At 65.0% G+C, this 20,301-nt stretch carries 25 protein-coding genes and 1 tRNA gene; 9 read left to right on the top strand and 17 right to left on the bottom strand.

Annotated elements, in window-relative coordinates:
• Positions 1-733: 733 nt before the first annotated feature.
• Both AC5Y7E_RS13080 and AC5Y7E_RS13075 read right to left on the bottom strand, forming a co-directional pair.
• Positions 734-1,003 carry an Rv1352/Rv1906c domain-containing protein gene (locus AC5Y7E_RS13080; RefSeq protein ID WP_499949317.1) on the bottom strand — a complete coding sequence of 90 codons (270 nt, stop codon included), beginning with the start codon at positions 1,001-1,003 and terminating at the stop codon, positions 734-736.
• Positions 1,004-1,247: 244 nt separating this feature from the next.
• Positions 1,248-1,994, bottom strand: a complete 747-nt coding sequence (locus AC5Y7E_RS13075) for an ANTAR domain-containing response regulator (protein WP_499949315.1) — start codon at positions 1,992-1,994, stop codon at positions 1,248-1,250.
• Between the two features lie 134 nt (positions 1,995-2,128).
• Here AC5Y7E_RS13075 and AC5Y7E_RS13070 point away from each other — a divergent pair, with 134 nt between their 5' ends.
• From AC5Y7E_RS13070 to AC5Y7E_RS13045, 6 genes are all read left to right on the top strand, one after another.
• Positions 2,129-3,685 (top strand): succinic semialdehyde dehydrogenase, encoded by a 1,557-nt coding sequence (locus AC5Y7E_RS13070; RefSeq protein WP_499949314.1) that lies wholly within the window; start codon positions 2,129-2,131, stop codon positions 3,683-3,685.
• Between the two features lie 98 nt (positions 3,686-3,783).
• Positions 3,784-4,362, top strand: a complete 579-nt coding sequence (locus AC5Y7E_RS13065; RefSeq protein WP_499920943.1) for a cyclic nucleotide-binding domain-containing protein — start codon at positions 3,784-3,786, stop codon at positions 4,360-4,362.
• A gap of 75 nt (positions 4,363-4,437) precedes the next feature.
• Positions 4,438-4,872, top strand: a complete 435-nt coding sequence (locus tag AC5Y7E_RS13060) for a DUF4383 domain-containing protein (RefSeq protein ID WP_499920941.1) — start codon at positions 4,438-4,440, stop codon at positions 4,870-4,872.
• Between the two features lie 176 nt (positions 4,873-5,048).
• Positions 5,049-5,192, top strand: coding sequence for a hypothetical protein (locus AC5Y7E_RS13055; protein ID WP_499949313.1), 144 nt, complete (start codon positions 5,049-5,051; stop codon positions 5,190-5,192).
• A gap of 33 nt (positions 5,193-5,225) precedes the next feature.
• A complete protein-coding gene (locus AC5Y7E_RS13050) occupies positions 5,226-5,933 on the top strand; it encodes a DUF2510 domain-containing protein (RefSeq protein ID WP_499949312.1) in 708 nt (235 codons plus the stop codon).
• Between the two features lie 115 nt (positions 5,934-6,048).
• Positions 6,049-6,891, top strand: coding sequence for a class I SAM-dependent methyltransferase (locus AC5Y7E_RS13045; protein WP_499949310.1), 843 nt, complete (start codon positions 6,049-6,051; stop codon positions 6,889-6,891).
• A gap of 903 nt (positions 6,892-7,794) precedes the next feature.
• Here the strand turns inward: AC5Y7E_RS13045 and AC5Y7E_RS13040 are convergent.
• Entirely contained in the window at positions 7,795-8,451 is a 657-nt protein-coding gene (locus tag AC5Y7E_RS13040; protein WP_499949309.1) for a hypothetical protein, read from the bottom strand.
• 178 nt (positions 8,452-8,629) lie between these two features.
• Here AC5Y7E_RS13040 and AC5Y7E_RS13035 point away from each other — a divergent pair, with 178 nt between their 5' ends.
• Entirely contained in the window at positions 8,630-8,908 is a 279-nt protein-coding gene (locus tag AC5Y7E_RS13035; RefSeq protein ID WP_499949307.1) for a hypothetical protein, read from the top strand.
• A gap of 93 nt (positions 8,909-9,001) precedes the next feature.
• Here the strand turns inward: AC5Y7E_RS13035 and AC5Y7E_RS13030 are convergent, their stop codons facing one another.
• Entirely contained in the window at positions 9,002-9,778 is a 777-nt protein-coding gene (locus AC5Y7E_RS13030; RefSeq protein WP_499949306.1) for a hypothetical protein, read from the bottom strand.
• 102 nt (positions 9,779-9,880) lie between these two features.
• Between AC5Y7E_RS13030 and AC5Y7E_RS13025 the strand changes: the two genes are divergently transcribed.
• Entirely contained in the window at positions 9,881-10,795 is a 915-nt protein-coding gene (locus AC5Y7E_RS13025) for a hypothetical protein (protein ID WP_499949305.1), read from the top strand.
• Between the two features lie 223 nt (positions 10,796-11,018).
• Here AC5Y7E_RS13025 and AC5Y7E_RS13020 read toward each other — a convergent pair whose 3' ends face one another.
• The 10 genes from AC5Y7E_RS13020 to AC5Y7E_RS12975 all read right to left on the bottom strand — a co-directional run bounded on the left by AC5Y7E_RS13020 (position 11,019) and on the right by AC5Y7E_RS12975 (position 16,595).
• Positions 11,019-11,411, bottom strand: a complete 393-nt coding sequence (locus AC5Y7E_RS13020) for a hypothetical protein (protein WP_499949303.1) — start codon at positions 11,409-11,411, stop codon at positions 11,019-11,021.
• Between the two features lie 331 nt (positions 11,412-11,742).
• Entirely contained in the window at positions 11,743-12,216 is a 474-nt protein-coding gene (locus AC5Y7E_RS13015) for a hypothetical protein (RefSeq protein WP_499949301.1), read from the bottom strand.
• Between the two features lie 14 nt (positions 12,217-12,230).
• Complete coding sequence (locus AC5Y7E_RS13010) at positions 12,231-13,103, bottom strand: major capsid protein (protein WP_499949300.1); 873 nt, start codon at positions 13,101-13,103, stop codon at positions 12,231-12,233.
• A gap of 17 nt (positions 13,104-13,120) precedes the next feature.
• Positions 13,121-13,504 (bottom strand): capsid cement protein, encoded by a 384-nt coding sequence (locus AC5Y7E_RS13005; protein WP_499949298.1) that lies wholly within the window; start codon positions 13,502-13,504, stop codon positions 13,121-13,123.
• Between the two features lie 3 nt (positions 13,505-13,507).
• Positions 13,508-14,083 (bottom strand): hypothetical protein, encoded by a 576-nt coding sequence (locus AC5Y7E_RS13000; RefSeq protein ID WP_499949297.1) that lies wholly within the window; start codon positions 14,081-14,083, stop codon positions 13,508-13,510.
• Between the two features lie 11 nt (positions 14,084-14,094).
• Entirely contained in the window at positions 14,095-14,445 is a 351-nt protein-coding gene (locus tag AC5Y7E_RS12995; protein WP_499949296.1) for a helix-turn-helix domain-containing protein, read from the bottom strand.
• 38 nt (positions 14,446-14,483) lie between these two features.
• Complete coding sequence (locus tag AC5Y7E_RS12990) at positions 14,484-14,849, bottom strand: hypothetical protein (RefSeq protein ID WP_499949295.1); 366 nt, start codon at positions 14,847-14,849, stop codon at positions 14,484-14,486.
• Positions 14,846-15,040, bottom strand: a complete 195-nt coding sequence (locus AC5Y7E_RS12985; RefSeq protein WP_499949293.1) for a hypothetical protein — start codon at positions 15,038-15,040, stop codon at positions 14,846-14,848. Before AC5Y7E_RS12985 ends, AC5Y7E_RS12990 begins: the two co-directional genes overlap by 4 nt.
• Before the next feature lie 753 nt (positions 15,041-15,793).
• The gene (locus AC5Y7E_RS12980; protein ID WP_499949292.1) at positions 15,794-16,339 is read right to left on the bottom strand and encodes a hypothetical protein; all 546 of its coding nucleotides are present in this window, start codon (positions 16,337-16,339) and stop codon (positions 15,794-15,796) included.
• Positions 16,340-16,397: 58 nt separating this feature from the next.
• On the bottom strand, positions 16,398-16,595 hold the full coding sequence (locus AC5Y7E_RS12975; RefSeq protein ID WP_499949290.1) for a helix-turn-helix transcriptional regulator: 198 nt from the start codon (positions 16,593-16,595) through the stop codon (positions 16,398-16,400).
• Between the two features lie 173 nt (positions 16,596-16,768).
• On the opposite strand from AC5Y7E_RS12975, the gene AC5Y7E_RS12970 reads away from it, so the two are divergent.
• Positions 16,769-18,085, top strand: a complete 1,317-nt coding sequence (locus tag AC5Y7E_RS12970) for a tyrosine-type recombinase/integrase (RefSeq protein WP_499949288.1) — start codon at positions 16,769-16,771, stop codon at positions 18,083-18,085.
• Here AC5Y7E_RS12970 and AC5Y7E_RS12965 read toward each other — a convergent pair.
• The 3 genes from AC5Y7E_RS12965 to cmk all read right to left on the bottom strand — a co-directional run bounded on the left by AC5Y7E_RS12965 (position 18,051) and on the right by cmk (position 20,298).
• Positions 18,051-18,124 (bottom strand) — tRNA-Pro (locus tag AC5Y7E_RS12965). The two genes, AC5Y7E_RS12970 and AC5Y7E_RS12965, sit on opposite strands and share 35 nt — an antisense overlap.
• A 102-nt stretch (positions 18,125-18,226) precedes the next feature.
• Positions 18,227-19,627: a ribosome biogenesis GTPase Der gene (gene der, locus AC5Y7E_RS12960; RefSeq protein WP_499949286.1), complete on the bottom strand. Its 1,401-nt coding sequence runs from the start codon at positions 19,625-19,627 to the stop codon at positions 18,227-18,229.
• On the bottom strand, positions 19,624-20,298 hold the full coding sequence (gene cmk, locus AC5Y7E_RS12955; RefSeq protein ID WP_499949504.1) for a (d)CMP kinase: 675 nt from the start codon (positions 20,296-20,298) through the stop codon (positions 19,624-19,626). Before cmk ends, der begins: the two co-directional genes overlap by 4 nt.
• Positions 20,299-20,301 lie beyond the last annotated feature (3 nt).

The following is a 20,301-nucleotide window of genomic DNA, read 5'->3' as shown; positions in this document are numbered from 1 at the left end:
GAAACACTCCAAGGGTTAGGTGGTGCGCACGTGTCAAATATCCGGCGCTGCTTGAGTTTTCGCGTAATCGGTTACTGTACTACTACCACACCGCCGCGACGCCAAACAAAATCTGTCGGCGAACGCTGCGCGGTCGTGTGCAGGACAAGTTTGCCGCGTTAAAGAAGACGTGAAAAACTTCATAGCCCGACCCATCGTGCAGATACCCCTTGCGCCGAGTAAGTGTCGCCTCAGCGCTTCATACAAAGCTTGTCGTCTTATCAACTCCCCTGCGCTGCTTGACTTCTCGTGCAAGCCGCCGAGTTTTTTTACCCGGCACCCGGTGCCACCACCAGGAAAATTCCGCATGCGACCGACGGCCGCAACTGCAGCGCCGGTGTGGAGCAAGCGAGTCACCTCTAACCTACACGCTCGAGGCCGCAAGCCGCGCCAGCAAATCGCAATTGTGCACGCGTGCAACTGAATTAACGTATGCGTAATCGACTGCCGCGCTGGAATTCCGACACGGCCACAGTTGCTGTCGTTGGTGGCCGGGCCGCCTCCTCGCGCACAGCCGCCTGCCGAGCCGCTGGAAACTTTTCGCCACAGTCAATTAAGAGGCGCAAACTTGAATCCTCCGGCTCAGCTACGCCGCAAACCGCTCACGTCACCGGCGAAAAATCCGGTGCGCCTCAACGTGGTTAGTGGTCAGCACCGCGATGATCGTGCCAACCTCACGCCCTCGGACCGGATGTCACTGTTTCTGCCAGGTCTGGCAGCTATGGGTCACGAATGCCCTATCACCCGATCGGATCGTCACTACCTGAAAACCGGTGCTGATGCCGCTATCGATGATGTCGGTTGGTTTGAGACTCCTCAGCCTCGCCCAATAGCAATCGGATTCACCTTCAGGGCTGGTGCCGCCGGAGCGGTAGGTGCCCGGCACGATGTCGGTGCCTACTCGATACGTTCCATCGGTTTCGATGATCGTCTTGGGGGCGAATGGTGGCGGCGGCAACGTCACCGTGACGGTTTGGGTGACGTCCCGCGTAGACGTCACGGTCGGAGTTGTTGCCGCTGTCGACCCGCCGCCGCAACCTGCGACGACGATCGCCGCTTGCGCGATCGCAGCTGTCCTGAACTGCATTGAAGGAGGGTAGCAGGGCGATCGGTCGGCTCTTACGCGCCAGATCGACCGGCTAGCCGCTCAAATGACCGTGAGCATTCCCACTGCGTCGCAAGTCATTCGGGATCGGGCGGCCGGCGCCTCAGCCAGAACGTGGCGGGCGCTCGGTTTGAACCAGGGTGCGAGCGATCTCCTCCACCCGAGTGTTGGTCTGCTGCGAGAGCCTGGTCAACAGACCGAACGCTCGATCGGCGTCGATATTGAATCGCTCCATCAGCATGCCCTTGGCCTGACCGATCGTGTCCCGGGTGGCGATGGCGCGCATCAGTTGCGCGTTCTCCGTGGCCAGCGCCTGCTGGCGGCGGAGGTGGAGGCCGGATTCGACGGCGCTGACGGCTTCGAGGGTGTGCAGCAGATCTGCCGGATCCCACGCGACACCGTGATCGACGTCGCGCGCGACCTCGTCCAGAAGTTGTTTGCTTCGTGAGACTTCCTTCACCCTGTGCACCACGCCCACCAGCTCACCGTGATCGAGCAACGGGGAGTTGATGGGGCTCCACACCTTCGGCAGGAATTCGCCGGGGGCGGTGGGGTCGGGAATGTCATAACGCTGCATCCGCATCGTGTGGGTGCGGCCGGTCTGCATCGCCGTCTCCAGCGACGACGCGAGGTTCGCCGTCCCGTCGGCGTGCGGGTCTTTCGGATTGTCCGGGAAGGCGTCGAACAGGAATTGCCCGGGAAGCTCACCGTGCGCGCGCAGCGTCGCGCGCTCGTAGTCTCGGCTTGCCGCCCGAATCCGCAGATCGCGATCCAAAAGCAAACAGCACCCGCCCGATGACCCCTGGACCATGTCTCGGGCGATCGCTTCGAACCGGTCGTCGTCGCGCATTGCTATGCCACTACCCATTTGTCGAAAGGCCTAATCCGCAGCTGAGCGCATCGATTGCGTCCTCGGCGAGGAGTGACTCCGCGGAGCCAATAGTCTGGTGCTTTAGACACCCGCGCTTCGCGAGAGGTAATGAGATGCCCGCACCGTCAGCCGAGGTCTTCGACCGCCTGCGTCAGTTGGCCGCGATCAAAGACATCACCGCACGCCAGACCAAGACGATCGACGAGATCTTCACCGGCAAGTCGCTGACCACGATCCCGATCGGCACGGCCGAAGATGTCGAAGCGGCGTTCGCCGAGGCGCGGGCGGCCCAGGTCGCGTGGGCGAATCGCCCGGTCACCGAGCGCGTCGACGTCATCAGCCGCTACCGGGACCTGGTCTTCGAGAATCGCGAATTCCTGATGGATCTCCTGCAGGCCGAGGCCGGCAAGGCCAGATGGGCGGCACAGGAGGAACTCGTCGACCTGATCGCGAACGCAAACTATTACGTGCGGGTGTCGGCGGACCTGCTGAAGCCGCGTACGGTGCAGGCGCTGCTTCCCGGCATCGGCAAGACGACGGTCGGTTACCAGCCCAAGGGCGTGGTAGGGGTGATTTCCCCGTGGAACTACCCCATGACGCTGACGGCGTCCGACTCGGTGCCGGCGCTGCTGGCGGGTAATGCGGTGGTGCTCAAGCCGGACAGCCAAACTCCGTATTGCGCCCTCGCGTGTGCGGAGCTCTTGTATGAAGCCGGACTGCCGCGGGCGCTCTATGCGATCGTCCCGGGGCCGGGCTCGGTGGTCGGCACCGCGATCATCGACAACTGCGACTACCTGATGTTCACCGGTTCGACGGCCACGGGCAGGCAGCTCGCGGAACACGCGGGCCGGCGGCTCATCGGGTTCTCGGCCGAACTCGGCGGCAAGAACGCGATGATCGTCACGCGCGGGGCCAATCTCGACAAGGCCGCCAAGGCGGCCACCCGCGCGTGCTTCTCCAACGCCGGCCAGCTGTGCATCTCGATCGAGCGCATTTACGTCGACAAGGACATCGCCGACGATTTCATCGGCAAGTTCGGCGCCCAGGTGCGGAACATGAAGCTGGGCACCACGTATGACTTCTCGGTCGACATGGGCAGCTTGATCTCCGCGGGTCAGCTGGAAACCGTGACCGATCACGTGAACGACGCGAAAGCCAAGGGCGCCAAAGTGATTGCGGGCGCGAAGGCACGGCCCGACATCGGGCCGTTGTTCTACGAGCCGACGGTCCTGACCGACGTCACGCCCGAAATGGAGTGCGCGGCCAACGAGACATTCGGTCCGGTCGTCTCGATCTACCCCGTCGCCGACGCGGACGAAGCCGTCGAGAAGGCCAACGACACCGAGTACGGACTCAACGCCAGTGTGTGGGCCGGTTCCTCCGCAGAGGGCCAGCAGATCGCAGCGCGGTTGCGGTCCGGGACGGTGAACGTCAACGAGGGCTATGCATTCGCATGGGGCAGCCTCAGCGCACCGATGGGCGGGATGGGCCAGTCCGGCGTCGGCCGCCGTCATGGTCCCGAAGGCCTGCTGAAGTACACCGAATCCCAGACGATCGCGACCGCACGTGTGTTCAATCTGGATCCGCCCCTTGGCATCCCGGGAACACTCTGGCAAAAGTCGCTCCTGCCGATCGTGCGCACGGTGATGAGGCTTCCTGGTCGAAACTGACGCAGTCGTTCTTCCGCGTTCGTAATACCGCATCGAGTCCTGTCGGTGCGCGTTACGCTCTTCGATGTCAGCGGCACATCGCACATCAGGAGTCCGCTATGAAGGCAGACGCGAAGCGATACGAGGAAGACGCTCGCCGGTTACGGCAGTACGAGACATTCGGCAAGTTTTCGGATGCTGAACTACAGCGTCTCGCCGAAGCCGCTCATCGCACTTCGACGTCGGCCCCGTTGCCGTTGATCCACGAGCAAACTCCGTCCGACTCCTGCTACATCCTGCTCAGCGGCGAGGTGGGCGTGTATGTCGGCTCGGACCGCGTCGCCGCGCTGGGGCCCGGCGAGGTGATCGGCGAATCGGCGCTGCACCGTGGGAGATTGCGCTCGGCCACCGTAACGACGATGGGGCCGGCCGAGTTATTGCGCATCGAACGCGACGATCTCGACACCTTGCTCAACCAGATACCGGCGCTCCGCGAAATCATCGACGCCTCGGTCGCTCGACACGTGCCCGTCGACCTGCCGCCGAAGCCCAAACCGCCGTTCTCCAGACTGGGCGCCTCAGTCCGCACCGACTTGATCGAGCGGTTTGAGCAGGCCGCCGAGAGTGCCGGTGTGGACGTCGCGACCGCGCTCGAAGACGCGCTTACCCGCTGGATCGAACGGGACGGCACCGCATAGCCACTTCCCTCATTGCACGAACCTACTACCGAACGTAGTATTTGGGCCATCTTGCCGCGCACAAGGGGGTGCAATGTGAGGTGGAGTTTCGCCCAGATCGGGCTGGTGATCATCTGTGTTGTCCATGTCGCCCAGGCGGTGGCCGGCTTCATCATCAATCCCAGCTTCGCGACCGGGCCCGACGCGCCTACCGTGCAGCTGCTCGGAATGGACTACAACGGCTGGCACGCCGTCGCGGGTTTAGCCCTGTTCGCGCCGGGTCTGGTGTTCGCGACGCGTAAGTCGTGGTCCGTGTTGTATCTGCTGCTGGCGGCCATAGCCGGTGCGCTGCCGGGCATTTGGGCGTTCTTCTCCCATCAGGTGGCCTTCGTTTTCAACTTTCCCAACAACGTCACCGATGCGATCGTGCACCTGGTGACCGCGGCGATCATGATCGCGGTGGCAGCGGTCCAGATCCGGTTGGACGGCGGGCTTCGAAACTCACTCGCCGATCTCCGGAAAGCGCGGTAGTTCAGAGAATTAGCGGGTTCATTCGTGATTCTCGTCGACCGAGGACGTCGTGCCCGCCACCGGCCACCCGTTCCGAGAGCCTAGAGTTGGCAGCGTGGCTTTTCGTGCTCCTGTTTGCTTTCCGGGGTCTTCAGATTGTGCCGCTGCGGGTAGTCCTTTCGTCGAAGGAGGTTGCGATGGGCAAGCATTCGGAGAAGGGCGACGACGAGCCCAAAGGTGGCCGACCCGGTCCGGCGGACCACGGGCGCGAAGGAGGAATGGCGACTCGTGAGAACGCGCCGGAACTCACCGAGCCGGACCGCGAGGAACGAGGCGGGTAGCCGCGATGCCTTCGTCACGACGAAAATGGATAGATGCCATCTGAACAGGCGCCGCCCCCGCCCAAATCGGCGCCGGGTTGGTACCCCGACCCCGCGGGGGTAGGCCACGGGCTGCAACGGTACTTCGACGGCACCAGCTGGACCAGCGAATACGCGTTCGACGCCGAAGCGCCGCATACGCTCGCGACCGAATCGCCGAAAAAGGGCGCCTCCGGAAGGGCCGCCGTGGCCCTGGCGGTGCTCTGCACCCTCGTTCTCCTGGTTTTCATCGGCAAAACATGGGTCTTCGATCCGAAGAAGGACAGCCTGTCGAGCCCATCGAGCGGTTCGGCGGCGGAGGGAGCGCCGGCACCGCCCCAGGAGGCGCCGTCGACGCCGGCCGGACCCAAGAAGCCGGAGGGCGTCACCTTTACCGTTGCTCCGGGCCCGAACGGCGGCGTGGTCGACGCCCGATTCGCCATTCGTGACAACTACACGGAGCAGATGATCAAAGACGGTGCCCGGTTGGACACGATCGAGATTCTCAAGTACGCAAAAGCGACCTATCCCGACGCCTCCGCGGTGAACGTGCAGGGCACCTTCCCGATGACCGACCCGTACGGAAACACCTCGACCCAGATCGCGATCGACCTCACCTATTCGCGGGATACGTTGAACAAGATCAACTTTGACGGTGTGACCAAAAAGAGCATCTGGGAGATTCGCGATTCCGGCACTGTTCTTCCCGCCTTTCAGCCGTAGGCCGGTCTGGGCTCTGACGGCGAACGCAACCATCGCTTCACGCCTGGCAGTGTTGACAGTAGGCTGCAATGACGCGAACGGCCCGCGGTCGGCCGTTGTCGAGTTTGGGGCAGGCATGTCTGAGCAGAACTCGCCCGAGCAAGCCCTGCGTCACTGGAGCGCAGTGGCAGCGGCCTGGGAAAAACATCGCGACCGCTTGTTCTCCGACGTGCGATCGGTGTCCGATTGGCTCGTCGACCACATCGATCCGCAGCCGGGCCAAACGGTGTTGGAGCTGGCGGCGGGCCCAGGTGAGACAGGCTTCCTCGCCGCCGCCCGGCTCGGTAGGTCCGGTCTGCTCATCTCGACTGATTTCGCGCCCGAGATGGTGGCCGCTGCCCGTCGGGGCGCGAGCGATCGGGGTCTCGATAACGTCGAATGCCGCGTCATCGACGCGCAGCAGATCGACCTGCCCGACGGCAGCGTTGACGGGGTGCTTTCCCGGTTCGGGATGATGCTCGTGCCCGAGCAGGAGCGGGCCGTCGCGGAGGTCCGGCGGGTGCTCCGGCAGGGCGGCCTGTTCAGCTATGCGACGTGGGGGCCACCCGAGCGCAACCCATGGATCTTCCAGATCGTGGTGGCACTGTTGCAAAGTGGCGTCGCACCGCCCGGGGACGCCTTCGCTCCCGGGGGACTCTTCTCACTGTCCACCCCCGAGCACAATCACGCCCTCGCCTCCGGTGCGGGCTTCTTAGATGTCCTCTCCGAGGAGATCACCGGCGCCATGCGCTTCGACGGCGTGGAAGACTACTGGACGCACGTGACGGAGGTGGCCGGGCCGGTGGCGGAACTCGTCGGCTCGTTGGGAAGTGAACAGATCGCCACGATCCGCTCGACACTCGAGGCGTCGCTCGTTTCTTACGAACGCGATGGCGCGCTCGAGTTGCCTTGGAGCGCCGTCGCGACGCGGGCATCCTGATTGCTTTGCGTCGGGCTCCGTCTCACACGCTGACTAACTCGGGCATTTAACTCAACAAACGGTTTATTGACTAAACACGCGCGTTGTCCCCTGGTGCCTCAAGGACTTAACGACGGCCGGCTTAGCGTGTCGCTGGGCCCGCTGGAAGCGAGTGCCCGAAATTGCGAGGCCTTGGGAGTTGGCCGTCGGCGGCTTTGTAAAGCCGCGCTGAAGTTTTTAGTGGACAAATGCCGAAAACATGCTTCCGCTGCGCCGGTGACGGCTATAGCATCCAATTTGACAGGTTTATAACACCAGCGAGAAAGGTACGCCGATGACGAGCACCAAGAGAACGCTGAAAGTAGTGGCAGTAGCCGCGACGCTGGTCGCAATCCTGGGCGGGTCGACGGGTTGCACCCTCACGTGCACCGTTCCGGCGGCCGGGCAAGTGGTTTGCTCCTGACAATCGCCTTTGACTTTCTACCTCTGTAGAAGCGGAAGTGACCGGCTTCGCGCGGATTACGTTCCCGCGCGTTGCCGGGGGAATACGAACGCCCTATTCACGGGTCCGTGTCCGCGTCTGCATTGATAGACGTGTGCCGATTTCGGTCCGTTATATGCAATTTCCGGAATCTGACCGGTATTTACTCGCCAGGCATACCGTTTTTGTATTCAATCGGTGACCACGCGCGTTGGCCGAAGAGAGAGCGCCGCTGGCAGGTATTTCGTGTGTCGGGCTGACAGGATTTGAACCTGCGACCACTTGACCCCCAGATAGCCGAACGGGGTTTACGGCCGTTCGCCGGTAGTCGGTTTTTGCAGGTCAGCGCATTTTCATAACACCTGCTAACACCCGCAAACCGCCCCGATTTTCGGCCGGTTGGGGTACGCGTAGGGGTACGGCAACCGCGCCGTTACGCCTCGTCACCGGCCGTCGAAGCGTGAGTTGATCGGGCTCTGCCCCGGCGCAAGTTCGCGGGCCCCGCTCGGCCGCCACTCGCCGAGCCGCCTGGGCTTGCCCAACCACCGGCGCGCCCATGCCCAGCGCCGACGCGAGCCCCACGCCTCAAAGCGGCGGCGCGCACGATAGGACCGGAACCAGTGCCACTCCTCGATTTCGTCCTCGAGGACGTCGAGCCGGCGGCGGAAAGCGTCGGTGCGAACACCGTCCCCGTAAGGGCTGACCCACGACAGCACCACCCACAGGTCCCGCGCGTCGTCTGGCGAGAGCTCAAACCGCCAGTGGATCGGCTCGCTTTCGCACGTCATCCGCGCTCGGACGTCTGGCGATTCGACCCACCCGACATCGGCCGGGCCGAGTTGCCGGCCGTCGCGTTCGAGGTGGACAGCGACCATGTGACGCTCGTTGCCGACGAGCTCGACGTCGACGTTGTAGTCGTCGGTGATTGTTTCCACGCCGCCTCTCCGGGCGATCGTTCGGTGATACCGGCCGACGCCCAACAAGATCCCACGCCCACCGGCGGCGTCGCGTTGCAACACCAGTTGCCACCAGGCGATCACCAGGGCCGCACCGGACACCACGAAGGCCAGCACCGAGACCAGCAACGCCCATCCGTCCATGCATCCAACTGTCTCGCGCCGGGTCCTGGGCGCGATGCGGGACACGCCGCGGTGCTGTAACGAACTCGACGCTGCCGTGCATCACACAACTATTGTGCGTTGCCTAAACACGCCGTTGATGCAGTATTTTGGTTGTGGCCCTTGCTATTTCAGTCGGACGCGTTGTTAGCTGTGGCGCATGACGAACACACTCACACCGCCCGCCGACGCTCGGCGCGTGTTCCCCTGGGAAGAATTCGACTGCGGCGCCGGTTGGTGGCGCTGGTTCGACGGCACCAGCCGCGCCGCCGGCCCGGCCGCGGTGACGATCACCGGCCAGCAATTCGGCGACGGCACCGTGCTCCGCGGGGTGACGTTGCAGCTCGACGACGCTGAGCTGCTCGACGCCGACGAGGCCCGTTCCCTGGCCGCGGTGCTGCTAGTGGCCGCCGGCGAACTCGGTCGGCTCGGGCAATGAGCACTGACTTTTCCGTGCTGCCACGAAAGACTGGTGGCGTGGCTTTTTACGGTCAACAGTAAAAAGGGTGCGATGGCATGAGCGTCAGCGTGACTAGCTGGGCCCGCAACGCCCGCGCACCGGTGGCGCGCCTCCAGGCGCCGGCGGTGGCGATGACGAGTCGACTTTCGATCGAGGAATCATCTTCTCGCAGACCCACAAGAAGCCCGATGGGTCGACGCTTTCGGCGATGCCGCGCACGCATTGGTCGATGGGTTCACCACCGCGGACATCGCCGAACGGGTCTGGCTCGTCCGTGACCGGCATCTGATAGTTGACCGCAGTCAGGTAGAGGCCCCCGGAGCTGACGAGCGGTCCCATACCGGCATCGCGGGCTCTGGTCTTCTTCTCGTTCGGCCAGTAGGGTCGGACGGCGCTGAGGAACAAATCGACGTGCGTCACACTCCCGGGCGGCGGCGCGGCAACAGCAGCGTGGAGCGTCGCCTTCTGCCTGACCTTGGGGGTCGGCGCGGATGGAATGCCCGCCGCATACATCTCCGCCTCAGCGGAGAACCGAACGATGTGTACCGTGCGCTTATTTATCCGGCGGCCGTCGAAGTACAAGGGCAGCTGCGCGCCGACCGTCGCCCAACCTCCCCCGGCATTTACCGCCTTCGTCGCCGGTTCGGCGTGATCGAAGTCGAGGCGAAAGTGCTGCTTACCAACATGTTTCGGGTCAAAGCCGTGAATGGTGACTTTCAGCAATTGAAGCGGCTTGTATGTCGACTTGATATAGAACGACGTGGTGGACCACTCGATCAGCCAGGTGTAACCGTATATTTTTGCCGCGCGGTCGAGGATCGAGAAGACGATGGCGTGTTCGCCGTTCATGCTGCTTGTTGGCATATCGACATCACGATAGGTCGGTGGACGTTCGTCTTAGGCGACGGCGCGCCGCGTCCGTTGTTCACTCGAAGCGAACGGCCGGCCGGCATGTCGCAGCACGATTCGGCGCGCCGGCCGATAGCGTCGGTGGTCATAGTGATGAGCGGCGTACTTGACCTGACCGATGCCCGCGCGAAGATTGATCGTGCGAAACAATTGCACGAAGAACTCGCCGCGACATTGACCGAATGGCAGGAGACCGGCGGTGTGGAGGCGCAATCGCGCCGATCCCTCCAATTTGTGTGTTACATCGGCTACGTCAAGGTGAACGCGGCGCCGCCGATAAATCTCCCGCTCCGGGCCGGCGAAGTTGTCCACGCGCTCCGCACCGCACTTGACTACACAGCGTTTCAGATCTACCTCGCCAACGGCGGCGTACCCGACGGGCCAGATGCGCACAAGGTCGCGTTCCCAATCGTCACGGACCCCGCCAAGTGGGAGCGCACCGTCGCGGCGAAGGTGCCCCGCGCATGGCCGACCGCGGTCGCCGAACTCCGCGCAGTGCAGCAGTTTGCGCCTCCCACGCCGCCGGGCCCAGCTCCTGCGCTCCCGCAGATCGACCCGCTTCTTTCGCGATTGGCGACGCTCGGCGGTACAGACAAGCATCGCAATCTCAGCCTGTTCGCCACCGGCGCTTGGTCCGCGAGTTTGATAACGCCGCCAGACATGAAGCCGTATTACAACCTAAACATCCTGATCTACACCCCTGGCCCGCAGTTACCGATCACACCGGGGCAGAAGGTGGCGGTGTCGCGCGCATCGATCAGTCCGAGCTTCACCTCCCACCCGGACGATGTGTTTACGTGGAAATCGGGGATTCAGTTCGAGAGGCCCGATCCGCCAGAGATCTTGTTTGGCTTTCGCGCCAATGACGGCACGCAGATCGACGCAGCCGAGTTGCCCACCGTGATCGACCTCGTCGAGTCGATAGTCCAACGGTTCGCCACACTGCCTGGCCCGTGACCGGCGCCTGATTTCGCTGGGGTGGCAGGTGTCGTCGAAGTTACCCGCAGACCACCTGTCTTTTTATTGGCATCAGTAAAAAGCGCCGGACGTCGTCCCGTGACCATCCCGCCCGAGCACCCGTTTGCCCGTCTCCGGCCGAAACCTCGGGCTCGCTCCAAAAAAAATTTTCTAGACCACCGCGGCGGTCTAGTGGGTACCCCCGGTCCAAGAAAATCGCAAGTCAGCGGCCTTGATCGAGCTCAGGCCACGGAAAGTAGCAGAGCTGGCCGAGGTCGGTATCGACGCTGCGTTTGCGGTCGTCGGTGCCGGTGAGCGCGGGCCTCGTGTCATCGCGGCTGCCGTCGCCTCGCTGCTCGTTGCACGTGGCGTGGAGAAGCCGGTCGGCGGTGCTGTTGCCGATGCCTACCGTTGAGCGGCTACGGCTGTGGTCGGCGTGCAGCACCCGCTTGTCCCAGTTCCGCGCGGGCTGTTTGAACATCTTGCGCCCACACCACCAGCACGGCTTGCCGTCGACGTGGCGCAGCAGCAGCCGGGCGCGGTGGGTTTGGTGGTCGTAACCGAGGCCGCGCGCGGTGCTGCCTGGCCGCGGTTTGCGGTGTGAGGTGTTGGGCATCAGAACGTCTCCTCGCGTGGGCGGCGTGTCGCCGGCCTGGTCGGGTTGCTTGATAGCGGCGGTGTGGGCCCGAGTGGGCACGTGTTGGCATGGTCGCCACAGTCGAATGACGGTGTGTTGCACGTGCATCGGGCGAGCTCGCGTGGGAACTGTCCGAGTTGCTGGGTGACCACCTGGCGGTGCCGCTCCTCGCGGGTTCGCCGGTCTGCCTCATAGTCGGCGGTCATGAGGCGGATTCGGAGGTCACGATGGCCGGCCGCTCAGTGACGGGACGGCCGGCCACCGTAGTCGCACTCATCAGGCCATGCCAGGCAACCGCGAGCAGCGACGTCTAGTAGAACCACGCCGGCTTGTCGGCGCCGGCGTCGACGGGCTCGAGACTGTGGCCGAGCTCGGTCATCGGGACGGCAGTCTCATTGGGAACACTCGCAAGAACCTCGGCCATGCCGGGATCGGCCTCAAGGAGCGTCTGCCAGTGCTTCTTTCGCGCGGCGGTGATCTTGCCCGCGCTCACCGCCTCGTCGACCTGGCGCTCGATATCGGCGTGCTTGGCCGCGGCCGCGATCTTTCGGCCCTCTTGAGCGTCGTGGCGCAGCGCGGTGAGCATGTCGGTGTCGACTACCTCGAGGCCGGCGCGCTTGGCAGCCGCCGCGACTGTTGACGGCTTCTCTGGGTCGAGCTCGGCGACCTGTGCACAGACGTCCTCGATGCAGGCGAGGATCATCTCAGTGTTGTCGGTATCCGCCGGCAGACCAAGTTTCGTGAGCATCGTCGAAACCTGGGCGGCGGTGAAAGTCAATTCCATTTGTAAGTCTCCTTTTAGGCGAGGATGAGCTTTTTCGCCGCGGCGGGGCGGTCGACCGCGAAGGTGCCAACTACATAGCTTTGTATGCGTTTACAGCGGCGCTCACGGATATCGATCGTCTCGGTCATCAGCGGGGTTTCAAATCCAACGATGCCGACGTTGCCCTTTTCGACGACGTACGGCTGGTTGTAGGTCACCCGCGGATGTGCATAGAGCTCGAGACCAACAGATTTCAGCGCGGCGTCGAGTTCGGGACCGTAGGCGACGCGGAGTTCGTGGGCGTTCTGCGGGTGGCAGACAACGAGATTGAGCTTCACGCCGAGTTCGTCGAGGTCGGCCTCTAACTGGGCCTCCGAAAGATGGCTCAGTGGCCGCGCCGCGCTCGGGGTGATCTGGTCCAGCGGACCCTCGAATACCAGGTTTAACCAGGTGCCGTCGATAGCGATGCTTTCGATGTCGCTGGCTTCGAGGGCCGCCATCGCCAGTGCATCGAGGCGCTTGGCGATTGTGTTCCCAAGCTGCGTGGTCTCTTGATCCAGCTTGCTGACGTCGTTGCGGATGATCTCTTCGTCGTTGATTTCGAACCAGCCACCGTGGTCTTCGACAACAGCGAGCTTCTTCTCGGGGTCGACGCCTTCGACTGCCTTGTATTCGGTTCCTGGCGCACGCTTCTCGACGTCGGTCGTGTAGAAATCGGAGGCTTTGACGACGCTGTACAGCAGCCCAGCGCCTTGGACCTGGGCACCGAACGGGCGGAAGAACCGCGGCAGGAGGAGCTGATCGTCGGCAATCTTCGCGATGCGGTCGCGGAGGAGTGACGGCTGTTTGAGCGCGACGTCGACCGTCAGCCGGCGGCCAGTAAGTTCGGGAATCAACGGACTAGGCATTTGTGGCTCAATTCCTCTCAGTAGAGCGAGATTTCGGCGTCGGTGGCGTCGGCTGCGCCGGTGATCGCATAGCCCACAGCGATACCGGCGGCCTTGGTCGCGGCGGTGCCATTCGCGCCGACCTGGACTTCGGCGCCGGCTGCGATCGCACCCGAGGCAGTGACTTTCACGACACGAGAGTTGCCGCGCACGACGCGGACGAGCTCGCCCACCCCGGCGTCATGACCCGCTACACCGCAGGGCCGGTCACCGGCAGCGGCCGGCGCAACCGCGACATTGCCGCCGCTGGTGCGGTTACCGCTGATCTTCACGAACCGGCGCACCGTCACCGCGGCGGTCGCTTCGGCGCTGATGTCCTTACCAGGGTCGTAAACCGATACCTGCAAAAGCGGTGTCGACATTGCTCAGACTCCAATCGGTCGGTTGGTGCGCCGCCGGCGGGCGGCGGCAACTTGGACAGCGCGGTGGCGCTGCGTGTCCTCGGAATGGAATGCGCTGGCGGCCACGATGACGCGCCGGCCCGATGCGGCCGCAGCGACGTCGACGCCATAGAGCTCGCCGAGTTGCTTGAGGGTGTGGACCGCCGGGGCCCGCTCTCCGAGCAGTGCGCACGCCGTCACGATGAACCGCCACGTGCGCCCGGTGCCGTCGCGGTAATCGAAAACGCCCTCGATCGAGCGATCGCGGTATGCCGCGGGGAGCAGCTTCGCGATGCTGGCAGGCACGTTGACGAAATCAGCGACTAGCGTGTCGCCGCCGTCGCTCAGCCGCAGCGAATCGAGGTTGCCTAATGCCGGGCCGCCATCGAAACGCGGGTCGTCGTGGCCGATCTTCAACGGCGCAGGCCGCAGCACACCGGCCCGGTGGAACTCGACGGCCGAGGCGAGATCCTCACGGTCGATCGTGAACGTACCGCTCGAGCCGTCCCACTGACCCACCTTGAGGATCTCGACGTTGCGCACCGTGCGTAGGTCAGGCACGGCGGCCTCGCTCAGGGGTCGGCGCGTTTGGCGGCCTGGTGCTCAGCGCGGGCCTCGACGACTCGGAGCGGGTACAACCAGCGGGTGCCGGTGAAGTGCGCTGTGAGGACGCCGCGCCGGCGAAGGTCGCGCACACCGTGGGCGCCGATGCCCAAGATTCGTGCCGCTTCGCCTGACGTGACGAGGTCATAAGCGCAGTGTTGATCCGAATCCGCCTCAATGCCAAACAAACTGACGCTTTTTGCGGTCAAACCGTCAGTGTTTGCAACAACTTTGCGCAATTTCGCCACAATCGGGTCGAGCCGGCCCGATGGCTGCCGGCCGGTACGGCGGCACAAGTCCTCGATCGTGCCGACGAGCACTGCCGCCTCCGCAACGTCGAGCAGGACACCGCGTCGCATCACGGCGCAGCGCCCCCGCCGCCGAGCAATCGCCGCGCCTCGGCCTCAATCTCGGCAGGATCGACCACGGTGTCGTCGTCGCCGGTGTCGAGTTGCTCATGCCCGAACCACTCCACCAAACGGGCCGCATAGGCGCGCAACGCGACGACGACCGGCTCGAGCTCGACGAGGTCCGTTTTCTCGAAGATCAGACGTAGACCTCGGGTGAGCGTCTCGGTCACACAGCCGCGGCCGCCGTAAGCGGCCAGCCGGCGGAATACCTCGAACTCGAGCTCGCGGTCACCGGTGGCCTGCGCCACCACGTACAGCGCCGCGCAGTAATCGCGGCGCGCCTCGGCAAGCCGGTCGTCGGTCTCATCGGTCATCGTGCGGTCCTTCCGTTGGGGTGGCTGCGAATCATTTCGACGGCGTCGACGAGCCGATCGGCGAGCTTGAGCGCCTCGTCGGGCTCGACGGTGAACGTGAACGGGCCTGCGGTGAGGCGCACTCGTCGCGGCTGCTGGCCGGGCAGCGCCGTGACGGTGGCCCGCAGTGCCGGTAGAGCATTGAGCCTCATCGTGTCTCCGTGTCGTCGTCGAGCTCGTGAAGCGGCTCGTCGAAAGATCGAGCCGGCGGACGGTGGTTCGGTTGGACCGGCTCGTCGGTAGCCGGCGGGCTTGGTGGGCAGCGCTGCACGCACGGCACGCGGCGGATGCGCGCCTGGCCTCTGTCGTCGGTGCGAGTGCAGTATTCGCCGACCGCGGCGCGGCATGTCGGACATGGACGGTCGATCGCGCGCGTGTCGCAATAGGCACGGACGATGACGTGATTGTGGCGGGCTCTCACGCCGCCTCGCCCTCGCGTGCGCGTAGTGCCGTACCCAATGAACGCAACGACGACCGGCTGCCGCCCTCGCTACGCTCGGTTGCCACGTACATCGAGCTGGTTGCTTTCTGTGGTTGGTCCAGGCGGTTGCCGCGGTCGTCGACGGACAGGTTGCTTGCCGCAGGTGGTTTGCGCGCCGGACGGTAGCGGACGGAAAGCAGCCAGGAGTGGATACGGCCATCGCGAAATTCGGGGTGTTTCTCCCCGGACTTTGCGATGGGGTTTTCGGGGCTGGGCGGTCGCGCTGTGAACGCGGCAGCGGTTACGTCTGCAAACTCATCGCTGACACATGTTGGCGTGAGTTCGAGACGTACCAAGGTGTCTCCTGGAGACATCGACCTTCTTATGCAGGTCACAGCAGGTGCGCTTGTAGCAAGGTCTGACACAGCCTTTCGGATGTCTCCACACGTGTCTCCTGGAGACATCGCCTTTCCAGCAAACACATTCACCACCCGTCGGCGGCGTCGTCGGGCGGCCCGGCCGCGCGGTGGCGGCGCTTCTCCCTGGTCTTCTTAAGTCGCGCCTCGTAAACCGTCTTTGGCTTGTTCTGGTCCCGCAGATACACGTATCGGTAGCCGCCCTGGATGGGTATCCAGATGCTCGCCTCGACCAGCTGCCTAGCCTCGCGAGTCGCTTTCCAATAGCGGATTTGTCCGTCGGGGATGAACCACGACTCCAGATCGCCGAGCACCGATTTGGATGCGAGGAAGTCGCGGCCGCGGGTCTGGTCCTTCGCCCAGCAGAGACCCTTCCAATAGAGGCCCTGCGCGGCCATTCCAACGTTGTTGAGCCAGGGGTTATCCCAATCGTCGTCGCTCATAACGATCCACATAGTCGGGTCTGAGCGTTCGTTGGTCGGGCCGGCTGCCGCAGACAGGTCTGCGTAGGTGAGCATAGTGTCGAGCGCCCGATCGAATCGGGCCCGCCGCGACGGCCGGCCCGGTTGACGGCGCCGCGGCGGCATACCCCAGAACGCCAGCTGCTCGGTCACGGCGCACCGTCGCCGGGGTCGTCCCCGGGCGGCCCTTTGCCTCGGCCTCGCTCGGCGGTCATGCCGTGGCGGCTGCGGTGAGCCGATCCACGTAGGCGGCAACGGATTTCGCGGTGATGAAAGCTCGTGCACCGATCTTGACCCGCACTACCTGGCCGCTAGTGACCAAGTCCCAAAGCGTTGTGCGGCTGATACCGCCGAGCGCGGCCATCGCTTCCGCATAGGGCAGCAGAAGTCTGCCTGTGTCGCTATTCATCGTTTCGTGCCTCTCCTCGTTTCTTCAAGTCAGTACGCGTTCGGCGCGCTATCGTGCTGAACTATAGAGACGGGGGTGTCGAGTAGCACGGCACTCTGTGATCGGTGAAAAGCGTTGGTAGTCAACGCAACCAAACGACGGTAGTGCGTACAACCATGAGGGGCGGGGCGCAAATGGCGAAACGAGCTAACGGGGAGGGCACCGTTCGGCAGCGGGCCAACGGGCGCTGGGAGGCCCGGCTCAGTTACACCGATACCGACACTGGGCAGGTCAAGCGGGTCTCGTTGTACGGGGCGACAGCCAAGGCCGCACGCGCAGAGATGAAAAAGGCCCGTGAGCGACTCGACGCCGGGGCTCCGGTCAAGGATGCAAGTCGTTCGGTCGGCGATTGGCTCGCGCACTGGCGCGCAACGACCCTCACAGCATCGGATCGCAAGGGGTCGACCAAGGCGCTGTACGCGGCGCTTTCACGCTGCCACCTCGAGCCGGCGCCGTTCGGCGCGATCACTCTGGACAGATTGCGCCCGTCCGACGTCGAGGCGCTGGTGCTCAGGATGCGGGCCAAAACAAAGCCCGGCCCCGGCGAGGACGCCGACCCGGTGCGGGCACTGTCCGACTCCACGATCCGGCAGACGTACACCGTGTTGAGGGCCGGCCTCGACGCTGCGGTGCGCGACGGGCTCCTGGCCCGTAATCCGGCCGCCCAGGTGCGCCGCCCTGGCGTGGAGCGGCGAGAGGCTAGGCACTTGGACGGCGCCGCGGTGACCGCGGTCCTGCGGGCGGCCGAGAGCTCGAGGTACCACCCGGCGCTCGTGCTCATCGCCTCGACCGGTCTGCGTAAGGGTGAGGCGCTGGCGCTGCGGTGGGACAGGGTAGACCTCGACGCCGGCGCGCTGCGGGTGGCGGCGACGATCGCGCGCGTCGGCGGCGAACTGGTGATTACCGAACCCAAGACGGCGCGATCGCGTCGGGCAGTGCCGCTATCGCCTTCCTTGGTCGCGATGCTGCGCAAGCAGAAGGCGAACCAGGCCGCCGATCGGTTGCGTGCAGCCAATCAGTGGGCCGATAGCGGGCTGGTGTTCACCACCGAGCTCGGCGGGCCCGTCGATCCGCGCAACCTGCTCCGGGTGCTCGAGGCGGCCGCAAAAGCGGTCGGCACCGACGGCATCGGCGTGCACACTCTGCGGCACTCGGCGGCCGTTGCGTGGCTCGAGGCCGGCGTGCATATCAAGGCGGTGGCCGACCTGCTCGGGCACTCGTCGGTCGCGATTACCGGCGACGTGTACGGCCATACGAGCGACGATGCGGCGCGCGCCGCGGTCGATCGGTTTGGCAGCGCGGCTCGGCTTATGAACACGTGCGGACAGCGGGAAACACTGCATGGTTGGGGTACGGGTTGGGGTACCGGCCCCTTGTGGGGTATTGACCGAGGGGTGAAACTACGTCTCACCTGCGTCGGGCTGACAGGATTTGAACCTGCGACCACTTGACCCCCAGTCAAGTGCGCTACCAAACTGCGCCACAGCCCGCGCGCCGATGCGCGCATCGGCAGCAGGTCGAAAGCCTACCGTAACTGGTCGGCCGGCCCGCCAAGCGACCTCCGCTGCACGCGACCACGAGGTCGGAGTCGCTCAGCGCCGCTTGGCTCCCCGCTTTTCGCGCACCCGCACATTGATCCGGATCGGCGATCCCTCGAACCCGAAGGTCTCACGCAGCCGCCGCTCCAAGAAGCGGCGATACCCGGCCTCCAGAAAACCGGTGGTGAACAGAACGAACGTCGGGGGCCGGGCGGTCGCCTGGGTGGCGAACAAGATGCGGGGCTGCTTGCCCCCACGCACCGGCGGCGGCGTGGCGGCCACCACCTCCTTGAGCCACGAGTTCAACGGGCCGGTCGGAATCCGCGCATCCCACGACGCCAGCGCGGTCTCCATAGCGGGCACCAGCTTCTGCAACGCGCGCCCGGTCTTGGCGGAGATGTTGACCCGCGGCGCCCACCGCAGCTGCACAAGTTCGCGGTCGATCTCGCGCTCCAACAGCTCGCGGCGGTCTTCATCCACCAGGTCCCACTTGTTGAAAGCCAGTACCAGGGCCCGGCCGGCCTCGATGACCATCGACAGCACCCGCTGATCTTGCTCGGTGAGCGGTTCCGACCCGTCGATCAGCACGATCACCACCTCGGCCGCATCGATGGCCGAGTGCGTGCGCACCGAGGCGTAGAACTCGTGCCCACTGGCCTGACCGACCTTGCGCCGCAACCCCGCGGTGTCGACGAACCGCCACACCTTGTCGCCCAGCTCGATCAACGAGTCCACCGGGTCCACCGTCGTCCCGGCGACATCGTGCACCACCGAGCGCAGATCGCCGGCCAGCTTGTTCAGCAGGGAGCTCTTGCCCACGTTCGGCTTGCCGACCAGCGCGACACGGCGCGGGCCTCCCGACGTCGGCGCCACTTCGGACACCTCGGGCAGCGCGGCAAGCACCTGGTCAAGCAGGTCCGCCACTCCGCGGCCGTGTATGGCGCTGACGGCGTGCGGCTCGCCGAGCCCCAGCGACCACAGCATCGCCGCGTCCGCCTCGGCCTTGTCGCTGTCAACCTTGTTGGCCGCCAGGAAGACCGGCTTGCCTGACCGCAGCAGAATCCGTGCGGCGGCCTCGTCGGCCGCGGTGGCGCCGACGACGGCGTCGACCACCAGGATCACCGCGTCGGCGGTGCGCATGGCCACCGATGCCTGTTCGGCCACCAGTTGTTGCAAACCCTTGGCGTCGGGTTCCCATCCCCCGGTGTCCTGCACGACGAACCGGCGGCCGGTCCACAGCGCGTCGTAGGACACCCGATCGCGGGTGACGCCCGGGATGTCCTGCACCACCGCTTCTCTGCGGCCCAGGATCCGGTTGACCAGCGTCGACTTGCCGACGTTGGGCCGGCCGACCACCGCCACCACGGGCGCCGGGCCGGCCTCCTCCGGTTGGTCCAGGCCGAATTCGACGGATTCCCAGTCGCTTTCGTCGCTCCACGTGCCGTCCTGAGTCACCGCACGACCCCGCTTCGCTGCTTGACCACGTCGCGCAGGTGCGAAATGACCTCGGCCTCGGTCATCTCGCTGGTGTCGATGACCACCGCGTCCTCGGCGGGCCGCAGCGGTGACACCGCCCGGGTGGAATCCAGGTGGTCGCGTCGGCGGACGTCGGCCAGCACGGCCTCGTAGTCGTCGGCCAGGCCGGCCGCCACGTTCTGGTCGTTGCGCCGCCGCGCCCGGGTTTCGGCCGACGCGGTCAAGAAGATCTTCACGGGCGCATCGGGCAGGACGACGGTGCCGATGTCGCGGCCCTCGACGACCACACTGCCCGGCCCCTGGGCCATTTCGCGCTGCATGGCGACCAGCCGGGTACGGACGGCGGGCACCGAGGACACCGCCGACACCGAGCCGGTGACCCGGTCGCCGCGGATTTCCGTCGAGACGTCTTCTCCTGACAGGAAATAGCGGTCGCCATCGGGCTGATAGTCCACCGACATCTGCACCCTCTCCGCCGTGCGGGCGACGGCGTCGGCGTCGGCGGGGTCGATGCCGGCGCGCAGCACGGCCAGCGTCACCGTCCGGTACATCCCGCCGGTGTCCAGGTAGCGCGCGCCGAGCGCTTGCGCCAATCCCCTTGACACCGAGGACTTTCCGGTGCCTGCCGGGCCGTCGATGGCAACCACCATTGC

The organism is Mycobacterium sp. NGS17, assembly GCF_059813205.1.
The sequence above is the reverse complement of the archived record's forward strand: the minus strand, read 5'-3'. Positions and strand labels throughout refer to the sequence as shown.